At 71.7% G+C, this 14,428-nt stretch carries 13 protein-coding genes; 5 read left to right on the top strand and 8 right to left on the bottom strand.

The annotated features are described in order from the left end of the window. The first annotated feature begins 13 nt into the window (after positions 1 to 13). Positions 14 to 1,060 carry a zinc-dependent alcohol dehydrogenase family protein gene (locus ACFV0T_RS23940; protein WP_385782591.1) on the top strand — a complete coding sequence of 349 codons (1,047 nt, stop codon included), beginning with the start codon at positions 14 to 16 and terminating at the stop codon, positions 1,058 to 1,060. On the opposite strand, the gene ACFV0T_RS23935 is transcribed toward ACFV0T_RS23940, so the two are convergent. The 3 genes from ACFV0T_RS23935 to ACFV0T_RS23925 all read right to left on the bottom strand — a co-directional run bounded on the left by ACFV0T_RS23935 (position 1,061) and on the right by ACFV0T_RS23925 (position 5,179). Then, entirely contained in the window at positions 1,061 to 2,074 is a 1,014-nt protein-coding gene (locus tag ACFV0T_RS23935; protein ID WP_385782588.1) for a CopD family protein, read from the bottom strand. Between the two features lie 103 nt (positions 2,075 to 2,177). Further along, on the bottom strand, positions 2,178 to 3,548 hold the full coding sequence (locus ACFV0T_RS23930; protein WP_385782586.1) for a CoA transferase: 1,371 nt from the start codon (positions 3,546 to 3,548) through the stop codon (positions 2,178 to 2,180). A gap of 101 nt (positions 3,549 to 3,649) precedes the next feature. Then, a complete protein-coding gene (locus ACFV0T_RS23925; protein WP_385782583.1) occupies positions 3,650 to 5,179 on the bottom strand; it encodes a S8 family serine peptidase in 1,530 nt (509 codons plus the stop codon). A gap of 264 nt (positions 5,180 to 5,443) precedes the next feature. Here ACFV0T_RS23925 and ACFV0T_RS23920 point away from each other — a divergent pair, with 264 nt between their 5' ends. From ACFV0T_RS23920 to moaA, 3 genes are all read left to right on the top strand, one after another. Then, a complete protein-coding gene (locus ACFV0T_RS23920) occupies positions 5,444 to 5,800 on the top strand; it encodes a DUF485 domain-containing protein (protein WP_385782580.1) in 357 nt (118 codons plus the stop codon). Further along, entirely contained in the window at positions 5,797 to 7,425 is a 1,629-nt protein-coding gene (locus ACFV0T_RS23915) for a cation acetate symporter (protein ID WP_385782577.1), read from the top strand. The genes ACFV0T_RS23920 and ACFV0T_RS23915 overlap by 4 nt, the downstream gene beginning before the upstream one ends. Before the next feature lie 156 nt (positions 7,426 to 7,581). Next, the gene (moaA, locus tag ACFV0T_RS23910) at positions 7,582 to 8,571 is read left to right on the top strand and encodes a GTP 3',8-cyclase MoaA (RefSeq protein ID WP_385782575.1); all 990 of its coding nucleotides are present in this window, start codon (positions 7,582 to 7,584) and stop codon (positions 8,569 to 8,571) included. A gap of 71 nt (positions 8,572 to 8,642) precedes the next feature. On the opposite strand, the gene ACFV0T_RS23905 is transcribed toward moaA, so the two are convergent. Continuing rightward, on the bottom strand, positions 8,643 to 8,861 hold the full coding sequence (locus tag ACFV0T_RS23905) for a hypothetical protein (protein WP_385782572.1): 219 nt from the start codon (positions 8,859 to 8,861) through the stop codon (positions 8,643 to 8,645). Between the two features lie 187 nt (positions 8,862 to 9,048). After that, positions 9,049 to 9,450 carry a DUF3099 domain-containing protein gene (locus tag ACFV0T_RS23900; RefSeq protein WP_385782569.1) on the bottom strand — a complete coding sequence of 134 codons (402 nt, stop codon included), beginning with the start codon at positions 9,448 to 9,450 and terminating at the stop codon, positions 9,049 to 9,051. A 235-nt stretch (positions 9,451 to 9,685) separates the two neighbouring features. Between ACFV0T_RS23900 and ACFV0T_RS23895 the strand changes: the two genes are divergently transcribed. Beyond that, on the top strand, positions 9,686 to 9,964 hold the full coding sequence (locus ACFV0T_RS23895; protein WP_385782566.1) for a GlsB/YeaQ/YmgE family stress response membrane protein: 279 nt from the start codon (positions 9,686 to 9,688) through the stop codon (positions 9,962 to 9,964). Positions 9,965 to 10,030: 66 nt separating this feature from the next. Here ACFV0T_RS23895 and tyrS read toward each other — a convergent pair whose 3' ends face one another. Genes tyrS through ACFV0T_RS23880 form a run of 3 tightly spaced genes read right to left on the bottom strand, consistent with a single transcriptional unit; the run spans position 10,031 to position 14,280 of the window. After that, on the bottom strand, positions 10,031 to 11,299 hold the full coding sequence (gene tyrS / locus ACFV0T_RS23890) for a tyrosine--tRNA ligase (RefSeq protein ID WP_385782563.1): 1,269 nt from the start codon (positions 11,297 to 11,299) through the stop codon (positions 10,031 to 10,033). Between the two features lie 57 nt (positions 11,300 to 11,356). Next, a complete protein-coding gene (locus ACFV0T_RS23885; protein WP_385782560.1) occupies positions 11,357 to 12,760 on the bottom strand; it encodes a metallopeptidase TldD-related protein in 1,404 nt (467 codons plus the stop codon). Further along, on the bottom strand, positions 12,757 to 14,280 hold the full coding sequence (locus ACFV0T_RS23880; RefSeq protein ID WP_385782557.1) for a TldD/PmbA family protein: 1,524 nt from the start codon (positions 14,278 to 14,280) through the stop codon (positions 12,757 to 12,759). Before ACFV0T_RS23880 ends, ACFV0T_RS23885 begins: the two co-directional genes overlap by 4 nt. Between the last annotated feature and the right edge of the window lie 148 nt (positions 14,281 to 14,428).

Raw genomic sequence — 14,428 nt, 5'->3', positions numbered from 1 at the left:
AAGGACCCTCGACATGCGCGCCACCACCATCCACGCCCCCTACGACATGCGCGTGGAGGACGTGCCCGAGCCCATGGTGCAGTTGCCCACCGACGCCGTGGTCCGGGTGCTGCGCGCCTGCATCTGCGGCAGCGACCTGTGGGCCTACCGCGGCGAGGCGGCCCGCCGGCCGGGCCAGCGGATCGGGCACGAGTTCCTCGGCCTGGTCGAGGACACCGGCAGCGAGGTCACCGGTGTCCGGCGCGGCGACCTCGTCGTCGCGCCCTTCATGTGGTCCGACGGCGTCTGCGACTACTGCCGGGAGGGCCTGACGACCTCCTGCGAGCACGGCGGCTTCTGGGGTGCCGTCGGTCACGACGGCGGCCAGGGCGAGGCCGTGCGCGTCCCCTTCGCCGACGGTACGCTCGTCCAACTGCCCAAGGACGCGGCCTCCGACGACCACCTGCTGACCGCCCTGCTGACCCTCTCCGACGTCCTCGGCACCGGCCACCACGCCGCCCTCGGTGCGGGCGCCCGCCCGGGTGCCACGGTCGCCGTCGTCGGCGACGGAGCCGTCGGGCTGTGCGCGGTCCTGGCCGCCAAGCGGCTCGGCGCCGAGCGGATCATCGCCCTCGGCCGGCACGAGGTCCGCACCGACATCGCGCGCCGCTTCGGCGCCACCGACGTCGTCGCCGAGCGCGGGGAGGCGGCTGTCGAGGCCGTCCGCGCGCTCACCCGCGGCCAGGGCGCGCACGGCGTCGTCGAGGCGGTCGGCACCGAGCAGTCGATGCGCACGGCCGTGAGCATCACCCGCGACGGCGGCGCCATCGGCTTCGTCGGCGTGCCCCACGGCAGCGGCACCGGCCTCGACCTCGGTGTCATGTTCGACCGGAACATCGCCCTGCGGGGCGGCGTCGCACCGGTCCGCGCCTACATCCCCGACCTGCTGCCCGACGTCCTCGACGGCACGATCGACCCGTCGCCCGTCTTCGACATGACTGTCGGCATCGAGGGCGTCCCCGACGGCTACAAGGCCATGGACGAGCGCACCGCCCTCAAGGTGCTCGTCACCAACGGCTGATCAGCCCCAGCGGATCGGCAGCGGCAGTGCCGTCAGTACGCCCGACACCGCGACCGCAGACCCCAGCGCCACCACCTCCGCGCGCGCGGGAGAGCAGGCGCTCAGCGGGTCGGCCGCGCGGCGCAGCCGGATCCGCGCGCACAGGGCCAGCACGGCGACGACGGCCACGAGGAGCACCTTGCCGAGCAGGGTGCGCCCGTACGCCGTCGTCGTCAGCTGGTCCAGGACCGTGTCCGCCGGCATCCGGCGCAGCGAACTCCACACCCCCGTCGCGGTGATCGCGGCCAGCAGTACGGCCGCCACGCGTGCGTAGCGGCCCAACAGGGCCGCGCCCGCCGCGCCGTCGCGCCACCGCCCGAGCGTGCGCAGCACGCGCAGCAGACCGCCCACCCACAGCGCCGCGCACAGCAGGTGCACGAGCGTCAGCGCGGCGCCGGTCGACGCGCCGTGCTCGGCCGGGGGATGGGCCCGCAGCGCCTCCGCGACGACCACGGCGGCCAGGGGCCACACCTGGGTGCCCGGCCGGCGCGACAGCGCGCACAGGCCCGCCACGGCGAAGGCGTCGACCTCCAGCAGCGCGAGCCTGCCCTCGTACGAGCGGTACAGGCCGCCGACGTCGATCTCGGCGAGGGAGTGCGGCACCAGGTTGCCGGTCGCGACGACGCAGGCGAGCCCCAGCGCCGCGAGGAATCCGGCGGCGGCCGCGTACGGGGCCCATCGGCGCGGCGCCTCGGCGGGCGCGCCGGGGACCCGGCCGGCCAGACGGTCGGCGAAGACCTCGCCCACCGGGACGCACAGCGCCGCGAACAGCACCGTACGCAGCAGCGCGATGCCCCCGGCGCCCGGCGCGGCGGCCTCGCCCGTGCCGTGCAGCGCGGCGGACGGCCCGAGCAGGGGTGTCAGCGCGCCGAGCGTCACCAGCACCAGGACGGCGACGGCCCGACCCGCACCGGCACGCCGTCGCTCGGGGCCGCCCGTCCCGGGAACCTCGGAGGCCGGTCGAATCAGGGTCACCCCAGGATGGTCGCCATCCGGTCCAGAACGGGGCAACTACGGGGAAAGAACTGGGGGAACGCCATTCCGCCCGTCGGCACGTCCGGGGACGTCTCGGAACGTCTCAGACCCAGCGTGCCGTGTCCCCGCCCCACGGTCCCGGGGGCCGCGCCCAGTCGGTCGGCCCGCCCGCGAAGGACACCGGCGGGCGCGCGTACCGCAGCCGCCCGAGCCGGCTGTCGGTCTCGGCCAGCCAGGGCTCCGGCCCGTGGTACGGCTCGGCGCCCGGCACCCCGGGCGTGACCCCGTCCGTCAGCCAGGCCGCCGTCCGCGCCAGCGCCAGCCGGACGAACCGGCTGCCGCCCTCGTACGACTGCTCGGTCAGCGCCCGCAGCACCGCGGCGGCCAGCAGATAGCCGGTGCCGTGGTCGAGGGCCTGCGCGGGCAGCGCGCCGGGCCGCTCCGGCGACCCCTCGACGGCCGCGATGCCGGTGGCGGCCTGCACCAGGCTGTCGAAGCCGCGCCGCCCGCCCCACGGCCCGTACGCGCCCCACGCCGACAGCTGAGCCACCACCAACCCGGGCCTGCGCTCGGCAAGCGCCTCGGCGGAGAGTCCGAACCGGTCCAGGGCACCCGGCCGGTAACCGGTGACGACGACGTCCGCCGCCGCGAGCAACTCCTCGAAGGCACTCCGGTCGGCCACCAGGTCCAGTGCCGCCGACCGCTTCCCGAAGCCCGTGTCGGCGTGTGCGTCGGGCAGTTCGGGCAGCCGCGGGGGGTCGAGGCGCAGCACGTCCGCGCCCAGCAGGGCCAGTGTGCGGGTCGCGACCGGTCCGCCGGTCACCCGGGTGAGGTCGAGGACACGCAGCCCGGCGGCGGGCAGCAGCGGACGGACGTCGACCGGGGCGAGCGTCCGCACGGGGGCGCGGTCCAGCCGTCCGCGTTCCACCAGCGGGCGCTCGGCGAGCGCGGCGGCCTGCGGGTGCGCCGCCCACTCCGGCACCGTGCGCAGCGCGACCGCGAGGCCGCCCGCGCCGTACACCGTCTCCTCCACCGCCAGGGCGGACCGCTCGGCGAGCCGGCCGGCCACGTCGTCCACCGTCGCGTCGTCCGCGAGTCCCAGCGCGCCCAGCAACCGCGCCCGGTGGTGCGGGTAGTTGGCGTGCGTGCGCACCCATCCGTCGGCGGTCCGCCAGAACCGTGACAGAGGTGCGAAGGCGACGGGAACCCGCCCGTCGACCAGCAGATGCCGTTCACTGACGAACGCGGTGGCCACGGCCCCGTCGTCGACGTGCACCCCGGGCACCTCCGGCAGTCCGGCCCGCCGCGCGCCGAGCTCGGCTGCGGCCAGCGCGCACGTGCCCACGCACACCCGCGCCAACTCCCTTACGTCGAGGCGCGCCGCGAGCGCTCCCCGTCGTACGACGGTCGAGCCGCGCGCGAGCAGGGCGGGATCGCCGCCCAGGGCGGACCAGGCGAACGCGATTGCAGTCATGACTGCACTATGCAGTATGCACGGAATCAACATGAGGAAGGGCCGGGCGGATCACCCGCCCGGCCCTTCCTGCCGCGTGCTCTCGGCGCCTTCCCCGGGCGCTACTTCACCGCGCGCAGGGCGTTGACGACGCCGAAACCGTAGAAGCCGTTGACGCGCTTGCCGCCCACGCAGGTCGCGTCCACGACCCCGTCGCCGTCGCCGTCGTACGGGGCGGTCGGGCAGCCCGGGTTGTCCGCCTGCGCCTTGAGCAGCGCCTGGAGCTGGGCCGGAGTCGCGTGCGGATGGGCCGACTTCAGCAGCGCGGCCACCCCGGCGACGTGCGGGGAGGCCATCGACGTCCCCTGGAGGTAGCCGTACTGGTTGTTCGGCAGCGTCGAGAGGATGCGGCCGTTCTGCGAGGGCGTGTCCGGGATCTGGTACCGGTCACCACCCGGACCCGCGACGTCGACGACTCCCTTGCCGTAGCTGGAGTAGTACGACTTGGCGCCCTTGACACCCGTGGCGCTCACGGTGACGACACCCGGCAACTGGGTCGGGATGTCGAAGCACTTGTGCGGGTCGACCGTCCGCGTCACGGGGGTCGAGTCGTCAGGGCTGGAGGCGTCGACGAGGGCGTCCGAGTCGAGATCGTCGTTGGAGTTGCCCGCCGAGGCGACGTTGAGGGTGCCCTTCTTCTGGGCGTACAGCTGCGCCCTGTTGACCGCGTCGACGATCGCCTTCTGGTCGGGGTCGTCCGTGCAGTTGTACAGCCACGGGTCCACGTAGTAGCTGTTGTTGGTGATCTCCACGCCGTGATCGGCGGCGAAGACGAAGGCGCACACCACGCTCTCCGGGAAGAACAGGCTGTTCGCGTCCGGCTGGGCGACCGTGATGCCGGCGACCTTCACCCCGGGGGCGACCCCCGCGACGCCGACGCCGTTGCGGGCCGCGGCTATCTCACCCGCCACATGGGTGCCGTGGTAGTGGTCGGCGTCGACCGGCCGCCAGGCACCGTACGTCGTGTCCGGCTTGCCGCTCACGCAGTTCGCGGACTGCGAGGCGGAGAAGTTCGGGGCGATGTCGGGGTGGGTGTCGTCGACGCCGGTGTCGATGACGGCGACGGTCACCTTCCTGCTGCCCGGGTTGATCTTCGCGGCCTTGTCGGCGCCGATCGCGCGCAGGTCCCACTGATCGGCTTCGAGGGGCTCCGCGGTCGAACTCCCCCTGCCCGCGGCGACCTTCGCGGCCTCGGCCCGGGACAGGTACTGGACCGCGCCCTCGTCCGTCGTGCCCGCCGCGGTGACCGCGGAAGTACGCGTGGCGCCGGCCGACTGCACCCCGCGCACCGTGCGTATCTGCGCGGCGAAGCCCGGGTTCGCGGAGTGCGCGACGATCACACCGATCTTGTCGTACGTCACGACGACCGTACCGCCGGCCGCGACGACCGCCCGCTCGACCGACTTGATCGTGCGGTGGTCGAGTCTCGTGTTGACGACGTAGGCGTAGGTCCCCGCGTCGGCCGTCTGGGCCGCGGACTCCACGCGCGGCGCGGCCGAGGCCGCGGCCGGCAGGAATCCGAGCGACGCGGTCAGGGACAGCACGACGGGCACGGCGAGGGCGAGGCGGCGCCTGGAAGGCAGATGAGCCATGGGGTCTCCACATCATCCGGAAACAAAACCGGCCCGAGACACAGGTTGTGCTCGGGCAGGTACATGACGGGTGGTGCAGGGGCGAAGCTATCTTCCGGACTCCCTGGCCAGCAATGACTTATGGAGACGACTTCCGAAAGACGCGAACCGAGTTGAACCGCGCCTCATCGGGCGCCGTGACCTTGGACAGGGAACGGGAGGGTGACTGCCCCACCGCCCACCTCGTTCACCGTCGTCACCGCACCCGCACCGCGAGGAGACTCCGTGGCCACCGACGCACCGCCCCCTTCGAAAGCCGAACATCGACTGCCCTCCAAGGAGGAGTTCGTCGCGGTGCAGGAGAGCGCCGAGTTCGTTGAACTGCGCCGTTCCTACCGCTCCTTCGCCTTCCCGCTGACCGTCGGCTTCGTCGCCTGGTACCTGCTGTTCGTCCTGCTGTCGAGCTACGCGGGCGACTTCATGGGAACCAAGCTGTTCGGCAACATCAACGTGGCTCTCGTCCTGGGTCTGGCCCAGTTCCTCACCACGTTCCTCATCGCCTGGTGGACCGCGCGGCACGCCGCCACGCAGCTCGACCCCAAGGCTGACGCGATCAAGTCCCGGATGGAGGGCGGCGCATGAGCCCCGCGATCACCCATGTGCAGTTCGCCGCGGGAGAGGCGAGCGAGCACCGGACGCTGATCATCACCCTGTTCGCGGTGTTCGTGGCCGCGACCCTCGTCATCACCGTCTGGGCGGGCCGCCAGACCAAGGACGCCGCCGACTTCTACGCCGGCGGACGGCAGTTCACCGCCTTCCAGAACGGACTCGCCGTCTCCGGCGACTACATGTCCGCCGCGTCCTTCCTCGGCATCGCGGGTGCGATCGCCCTCTTCGGCTACGACGGCTTCCTCTACTCCATCGGCTTCCTGGTCGCCTGGCTGGTCGCCCTGCTCCTGGTCGCGGAGCCGCTGCGCAACTCCGGCCGCTACACGATGGGCGACGTGCTGGCGTACCGCATGCGCCAGCGCCCGGTCCGCACCGCGGCCGGCACCTCCACGATCGTCGTGTCGATCTTCTACCTGCTGGCGCAGATGGCCGGCGCCGGCGTCCTGGTCTCGCTGCTGCTCGGCATCACCAGCGACGGCGGCAAGATCGGCATCGTCGCCCTGGTCGGCGTCCTGATGATCGTGTACGTGACCATCGGCGGCATGAAGGGCACCACCTGGGTCCAGATGGTCAAGGCGGTCCTGCTCATCGCGGGCGCCCTGCTGCTGACCTTCCTGGTCCTGCTCAAGTTCGACTTCAACGTCTCGGACCTGCTCGGCTCGGCCGCCGACAACAGCGGCAAGGGCGCCGCCTTCCTGGAGCCCGGTCTGAAGTACGGCGCGACGGGCACCACCAAGCTGGACTTCATCTCGCTGGGCATCGCGCTGGTCCTCGGCACCGCGGGTCTGCCGCACATCCTGATCCGCTTCTACACGGTCCCCACCGCCAAGGCCGCCCGTAAGTCGGTGATCTGGGCGATCGGCCTGATCGGCGCCTTCTACCTGATGACCCTCGCCCTCGGCTTCGGCGCCGCCGCGCTCATCAAGCCGGACGAGATCATCGCCTCCAACAAGGCGGGCAACACGGCCGCGCCGCTGCTCGCGCTCCATCTCGGCGGCGTCGACTCCAACTGGGGCGCGATCCTGCTGGCCACCATCTCGGCGGTCGCCTTCGCCACGATCCTCGCGGTCGTCGCGGGCCTGACCCTGGCCTCGTCCTCGTCCTTCGCCCACGACATCTACGCCAACGTCATCAAGAAGGGCACCGCCACCGAGAAGCAGGAGATCGGCGCGGCCCGCTGGGCGACGGTCGGCATCGGCGCCGTGTCCATCGTGCTCGGCGCCCTCGCCCGCGACCTGAACGTGGCCGGCCTGGTCGCCCTGGCGTTCGCGGTCGCCGCCTCCGCCAACCTGCCGACCATCCTCTACAGCCTCTTCTGGAAGCGGTTCACCACCTCCGGCGCCCTGTGGTCGATCTACGGCGGTCTGGTCACGGCGGTCGGCCTGGTGCTGTTCTCCCCGGTCGTCTCGGGCAAGCCCACCTCGATGTTCCCGGACGTCGACTTCCACTGGTTCCCGCTGGAGAACCCGGGCATCATCTCGATCCCGGTCGGCTTCCTGCTGGGTGTCGTCGGCACCTACCTGTCCAAGGAGACCCCCGACCCCGACAAGTACGCCGAACTCGAGGTCCGGTCGCTGACCGGCACCGGAGCGCACTGAGCGCCTTCCCGCCGCGGCCGCGTCGCTGGGATCGTAGGGTCCTACGACGCGGCCGCGTCGTACCTCGTGTGATCGGCAACTGTCGTTGTCGGTCCCGTCACGTAGGCTCGCAGGTGACAGAGAATGCCGGATCCGGTACGAGGGGAGGGGGCCCACGTGCTCATAGACACCTACGGCCGGGTGGCCACCGACCTGCGCGTCTCGCTGACCGACCGCTGTAATCTGCGCTGCACCTACTGCATGCCCGAGGAGGGCCTGCAGTGGCTGGGCAAGCCGGACCTGCTCACCGACGACGAGATCGTCCGCCTGATCGGGACAGCGGTCACCTCCCTCGGTATCGAGGAGGTCCGCTTCACCGGCGGCGAGCCCCTGCTGCGCCCCGGCCTGGTCGGCATCGTCGAGCGGGTGGCGGCCCTGACGCCCCGGCCCCGGATGTCCCTCACCACCAACGGCATCGGCCTGAAGCGCACCGCCGAGGCCCTGAAAGCCGCGGGCCTGGACCGGGTGAACGTCTCGCTGGACACCCTCCGCCCGGACGTCTTCAAGACGCTCACCCGCAGGGACCGCCACCGGGACGTCGTCGCGGGTCTCGAAGCGGCCCACGAGGCGGGCCTGACGCCGGTCAAGGTGAACGCGGTCCTGATGCCCGGCCTGAACGACGACGAGGCCCCGGACCTGCTGGCCTGGGCGGTCGAGCACAGCTACGAACTGCGTTTCATCGAACAGATGCCGCTGGACGCCCAGCACGGCTGGAAGCGCGAGGGCATGGTCACCGCGAGTGACATCCTCGCCTCCCTGCGCACCCGATTCGAGCTGACCGCCGAGGGGTCCCAGGAGCGCGGCTCGGCCCCGGCCGAGCGCTGGATCGTCGACGGCGGACCGCACCGCGTCGGCGTCATCGCCTCCGTCACCCGCCCGTTCTGCGCGGCCTGCGACCGCACCCGCCTCACCGCCGACGGCCAGATCCGCACCTGTCTGTTCGCGACCGAGGAGACCGACCTGCGCGCCGCGCTGCGCGGCGGTGCCTGCGACGAGGAGATCGCCCGTATCTGGCGGTTGGCGATGTGGGGCAAGAAGGCCGGCTCGGGCCTGGACGACCCGTCGTTCCTCCAGCCGGACCGCCCGATGTCCTCGATCGGCGGGTGAGTGGGCGACTTGACCCGCGGGTGAGGACCTGGCCGATCCGCGGTGCGGTCGATCAGCGGCTCAGCGCGGTGTCACGCGCCCTCGGCCGCTTCCCACTCCGAGAGCCTCACCACGTCCTTGAGGAACCCCCGCACCCCGAGGAACTGCGACAGATGCTCGCGGTGTTCGTCGCACGCGAGCCACGTCTTGCGCCGCTCCGGCGTATGGATCTTCGGGTTGTTCCACGCCAGCACCCACACTGCGTCGACACGGCAGCCCTTGGCGGAACAGACGGGAGTCTCGTCACTCACGGATTCATCTCACAGGTGCGCACAACAAGGCGACGCCGAGCAGCCACGGGGGGAGCTGCCCGGCGTCGGTCTGTCGCTCCGACGGGGGATGCGGAGCGCGTACGAAGTATGTCACGGGTAACCGGCCGCAGGGAGCCGGAACAACAGGATTGATCTGAGCTTTTCTTGAGCTTGGCGCACAGCCGGTTCACGGCCGATGCTCAGCCCGTTCACCCGCGGCGTCGTCCGGGACGGATTCCGCGCCGGCCTCCGCGGCGGCCTTCTCAGCGGCCTCCTCGGCCCGGGCGGGCCCGATCATCGGCGGCGTCGGCATGGTCACGAACGTCGTCGGGAGCGAGGGCACGTTCTCCCGCCCGGCGTTGGCGACGACCACCGCGACATAGGGGAGAAGAGCACCCAGAACCAGGGCCACGATCGCGACGTGCCGTTCCACGCCCCACAGGGTGGCCGCGAGGATCACGGCCAGCGTACGGACCGTCATCGAGATGACGTACCGGCGCTGTCGGCCGCGCACGTCGTCCTCCAGACTCCGCCGCGCGCCGGTGATCCGGAACACCTGGACGTTGCCGCCACCGCGCTGCTTCCGCATCACATTCCACCATCCGCCCGCATCGGACTTTCCCCTGGCCGGCACCCGGCCGGGACACCGGGCCGGCACATGTTCCACGGTACGCCGCGGCTGCGCCGCCTTACAGACCGGGGCACCTCCCGCCTGGGCGAACGTCCTGCGCCGTCGCACGTACGGCCGTACCCGACATGCGCCGTACCAGGGGCGGGCGGAAACTGACCGTACTGCTCACGTCAAGCCGTACGAGGAGGCAGCCATGGGCTGGTTGTGGGCCATCATCGTGGGATTCGTGCTGGGCCTGATCGCCAAGGCGATCATCCCGGGCAAGCAGCACAGCCCACTCTGGCTGACCACCATCTTCGGCATCCTGGGCGCCATCGCCGGCAACGCCATCGCCCGTGCCCTCGGCGTGGCCGAGACCCGGGGCATCGACTGGAGCCGGCACGCGTTCCAGCTGGTGGCCGCGATCATCATCGTGGCCCTCGGCGACGCGGCGTACATGGCCCTGCGGGGCAACAGGAGACAGCGAGCCTGAGACCGCGTAGGGCGAAGGGGTGGCCTCCCGTCCGGGAAGCCACCCCTTCGCTCTGCCCTTGCCGGATCAGCCGGCCGCGACCTCGACCGCCGCCAGGTTCTTCTTGCCCCGGCGCAGCACCAGCCAGCGGCCGTGGATCAGGTCCTCCTGGGCGGGGACCGCGTCCTCGGCGGCGACCTTCACGTTGTTCACGTAGGCGCCGCCCTCCTTGACCGTGCGGCGGGCCGCCGACTTGCTGGCGACCAGGCCCACCTCGGCGAACAGGTCCACGACCGGCCGGAGCTCGGCGACCCGGACGTGCGGCACCTCGGACAGGGCCGCGGCCAGCGTCCGGTCGTCGAGGTCCGCCAGCTCGCCCTGGCCGAAGAGGGCCTTGGACGCGGCGACCACGGCGGCCGTCTGGTCGGCGCCGTGCACCATCGTCGTCAGCTCCTCGGCCAGCGCCCGCTGCGCGGCGCGCGCCTGCGGACGCTCCTCGGTCTGCTTCTCCAGCTCCTCGATCTCGTCGTGGGACCGGAAGCTGAAGATGCGCAGGAACTTGGAGACGTCCCGGTCGTCCGCGTTCAGCCAGAACTGGTAGAAGGCGTACGGCGTGGTCATCTCGGGGTCGAGCCAGACCGTGCCGGACTCCGTCTTGCCGAACTTGGTGCCGTCGGCCTTGGTGATCAGCGGGGTGCCCAGCGCGTGCACCACGGCGTCCGGCTCGGCCCGGTGGATCAGGTCCGTGCCCGAGGTGAGGTTGCCCCACTGGTCGCTGCCGCCGGTCTGGAGCGTGCAGCCGTACCTCCGGTACAGCTCCAGGAAGTCCATGCCCTGGAGGATCTGGTAGCTGAACTCGGTGTAGCTGATGCCCGCGTCGGAGTTGAGCCGCCGGGCGACGGCCTCCTTCGCGATCATCTTGTTGACCCGGAAGTGCTTGCCCATGTCACGCAGGAACTCGATGGCCGACATGCCCTGGGTCCAGTCCAGGTTGTTGACCATGACCGCCGCGTTCGGCCCCTCGAAGTCCAGCAGCGGGGCGATCTGGGCGCGCAGCCGCTCGACCCACTGGGCGACGACCTCGGGGGCGTTGAGCGTGCGCTCCGAGTTCGGCTTCGGGTCACCGATCAGGCCCGTGGCGCCGCCGACCAGACCCAGCGGGCGGTTGCCCGCCTGCTGGATCCGGCGCATCGTCAGGATCTGCACGAGGTTGCCGAGGTGCAGGCTGGGCGCGGTCGGGTCGAAACCGCAATAGAACGTGACGGGACCGTCCGCGAACGCCTTGCGCAATGCGTCCTCGTCAGTGGAGAGGGCGACGAGGCCCCGCCACTTCAGTTCGTCGACGATGTCCGTCACGGTTCTCGTATCTCCTTGGATGATCTTCGGGCGGTCGAGCGACCACCGGCTACGAGGTTATACGCCTTGGCTGACAGAGCTCATATTGAAGTCCGGCACCCGCAGGGCGGGCATCGCGGCCCTGGTGAACCAGTCGCTCCACTCCCGCGGCAGCGTCTTTTCCGTGCGCCCCGCCTCGGTGGCCCGCCCCAGCAGGTCGACCGGCGACTCGTTGAACCGGAAGTTGTTGACCTCACCGGTCACCTCGCCGTTCTCGACGAGGTAGACGCCGTCCCGGGTCAGGCCGGTGAGCAGCAGGGTCGCCGGATCGACCTCGCGGATGTACCACAGGCAGGTCAGCAGCAGCCCCCGCTCCGTGGCGGCGACCATCTCCGCCAGGGAGCGGTCCTCGCCCCCGTCCAGGATCAGGTTGTCGATCGCCGGCGCCACCGGCAGCCCGGTCAGACCGGCGCTGTGCCGGGTGGTGGTGAGGTGCTTCAGCTCGCCCGCCCCGACCCACTCGGTGGCCCGGATCGGCAGCCCGTTGTCGAACACCGACCGGTCGCCGCCCGAGGAGTGCGCGATCACGAAGGGCGCGGACTCCAGGCCCGGCTCGTTCGGGTCGCTGCGCAGGGTCAGCGGCAGCTCGGTCAGCCGCTCCCCGAGACGGGTGCCGCCGCCCGGCTCGGAGAACACCGTCCGGCCCTCGGTCGCGTCCCGGCCCGACGCCGACCACATCTGGTAGATCAGCAGGTCGGCGACGGCGGTCGGCGGCAGCAGCGTCTCGTAGCGGCCCGCGGGCAGCTCCACCCGGCGCTCCGCCCAGCCCAGACGTACGGCCAGCTCCGCGTCCAGCGCCGCCGGATCGACGTCCTTGAAGTCCCGGGTCGAGCGCCCGGCCCAGGCCGAGCGCGTACGGTCCGGCGACTTGGCGTTGAGCTCCAGCGTCCCGTTGGGCTGGTCGTGCCGCAGCCGCAGCCCCGTCGACGTACCGAGGTAGGTCGTCACCAGCTCGTGGTTGGCGAAGCCGTACAGCTCGCGGCCGCCCGCACGCGCGCGTGCGAACGACTCCCCGAGCGCCGGCGCGAAGTCGGCGAACACCGCGGAGGAGGTCTCCACGGGCGCCTCCGTGAAGTCGGGCGATTCCGGCACGCCCGTGACCAGCGGCTGCGCGTCCTCGGCCGAGGCGGCGCCCCGCGCGGCGGCCTCCGCGGCCCGCACCAGCGGCTCCAGCTCCGCCGCGGTCACGGCGGCCCGCGACACGACACCGGAGGCGGTGCCCTCCTTGCCGTCCACGGTCGCGATCACGGTGAGCGTGCGCCCGCGTGTGACACCGTTCGTGGTGAGCGCGTTGCCCGCCCAGCGCAGGTTGGCGGTGGAGTACTCGTCGGCGATGACGACACACCCGTCCGCCCGGGACAGCGCGAGGGCCCGCTCGACCACCTCGTGCGGCTTGCTCGGATTGTCGGTGCGCGCGCTCATCGACCGGCCTCCTGCGTCGTGTTGAGGATGTTGACGCCCTTGAAGAGGGCGGACGGGCAGCCGTGGGAGACGGCCGCCACCTGACCGGGCTGGGCCTTGCCGCAGTTGAAGGCGCCGCCGAGGACATAGGTCTGCGGGCCGCCGACGGCCGCCATGGACCCCCAGAAGTCGGTGGTCGTGGCCTGGTAGGCGACGTCCCGCAGCTGGCCGGTGATCCGCCCGTTCTCGATCCTGAAGAACCGCTGCCCGGTGAACTGGAAGTTGTAGCGCTGCATGTCGATGGACCAGGACCGGTCGCCGACGACGTAGATGCCCCGGTCGACACCCCCGATGAGGTCCTCCGTGGACATCCCCGCCGGATCCGGCTGGAGCGACACGTTGGCCATGCGCTGCACGGGCACGTGCCCGGGGGAGTCGGCGAACGCGCACCCGTTGGACCGCTCGAACCCGGTCAGCCGCGCGATGCGCCGGTCCAGCTGGTAGCCGACCAGCGTGCCGTCCTTCACCAGGTCCCAGGACTGCGCCTGGACGCCCTCGTCGTCGTACCCGACGGTCGCCAGTCCGTGTTCGGCGGTGCGGTCGCCGGTGACGTTCATCTGCTGCGAGCCGTAGCGCAGCTTGCCGAGCTGGTCGAAGGTCGCGAACGACGTACCGGCGTAGGCGGCCTCGTAACCGAGCGCGCGGTCCAGCTCGGTCGCGTGCCCGATGGACTCGTGGATGGTCAGCCACAGGTTGGACGGGTCGACGACCAGGTCGTACAGCCCCGGCTCGACACTCGGCGCCCGCATCTTCTCGGCGAGCAGCTCCGAGATCCGCGACAGCTCGCTCTCCCAGTCCCAGCCGGTGCCGGTGAGGTACTCCCAGCCGCGCCCGACCGGCGGCGCGATCGTGCGCATCGAGTCGAACTCGCCGTTCGACTCGTCCACCGACACCGCGGTCAGCTGCGGATGCAGCCGCACCCGCTGCTGCGTGGTGACGGTCCCGGCGGTGTCGGCGTAGAACTTGTTCTCGTGCACGGTGAGCAGCGAGGCGTCGACGTGGTTGACGCCGGGGGCGGCCAGCAGCCGCGTGCTCCACTCCGCCAGCAGCCCCGCCTTCTCCTCGTCGGGCACCGTGAACGGATCGATCTCGTACGACGAGACCCACGTCTTCTCGGCGTGCACGGGCTCGTGGACGAGCTCCACCCGCTCCTGCGCACCGGCCGCCTCGATCACCTGGGCGGAGAGCTTGGCCATCGCCACCGCCTGGGAGGCGACCTTGGCTGCGGCGTCCATCGTCAGGTCCACCCCCGACGCGAACCCCCACGTACCGCCGTGCACCACGCGCACCGCGTACCCGAGGTCGGTGGTGTCCGACGACCCGGACGGCTTGGCGTCCCGCAGCCGCCAGGAGGCGCTGCGCACCCGCTCGAACCGGAAGTCCGCGTGCTCGGCGCCGAGCGCACGCGCGCGTGCCAGCGCCGCGTCGGCGAGGGCGCGCAGTGGCAGTGCGAGGAATGACTCGTCGATCTCGTGGGGCACGATGGCCCTCCTCCTCTTCGACCCCGATGCGACAGGCACTCCGGCCACGCCGGGCAGGGGTACCGAGGTGCAATGATGCTTCACCGCGACGCGTGACCACAGTGGTTTCCCAGGTGTCGGCTGTAGGGATCCCACAGGACCGGCCGTC

This window comes from Streptomyces sp. NPDC059582, from assembly GCF_042735715.1.
GTDB lineage: Bacteria > Actinomycetota > Actinomycetes > Streptomycetales > Streptomycetaceae > Streptomyces.
This window is presented reverse-complemented; position numbering and strand designations above follow the sequence as displayed.

Excerpts from the sequence above, each read along its gene's own strand:
- ACFV0T_RS23940 (WP_385782591.1), top strand. The coding sequence starts at position 14 with ATGCGCGCCACCACCATCCACGCCCCCTACGACATGCGCGTGGAGGAC.
- ACFV0T_RS23930 (WP_385782586.1), bottom strand. The coding sequence starts at position 3,548 with ATGACTGCAATCGCGTTCGCCTGGTCCGCCCTGGGCGGCGATCCCGCC.
- ACFV0T_RS23925 (WP_385782583.1), bottom strand. The coding sequence starts at position 5,179 with ATGGCTCATCTGCCTTCCAGGCGCCGCCTCGCCCTCGCCGTGCCCGTC.
- ACFV0T_RS23915 (WP_385782577.1), top strand. The coding sequence starts at position 5,797 with ATGAGCCCCGCGATCACCCATGTGCAGTTCGCCGCGGGAGAGGCGAGC.
- ACFV0T_RS23900 (WP_385782569.1), bottom strand. The coding sequence starts at position 9,450 with ATGCGGAAGCAGCGCGGTGGCGGCAACGTCCAGGTGTTCCGGATCACC.
- ACFV0T_RS23895 (WP_385782566.1), top strand. The coding sequence starts at position 9,686 with ATGGGCTGGTTGTGGGCCATCATCGTGGGATTCGTGCTGGGCCTGATC.
- ACFV0T_RS23885 (WP_385782560.1), bottom strand. The coding sequence starts at position 12,760 with ATGAGCGCGCGCACCGACAATCCGAGCAAGCCGCACGAGGTGGTCGAG.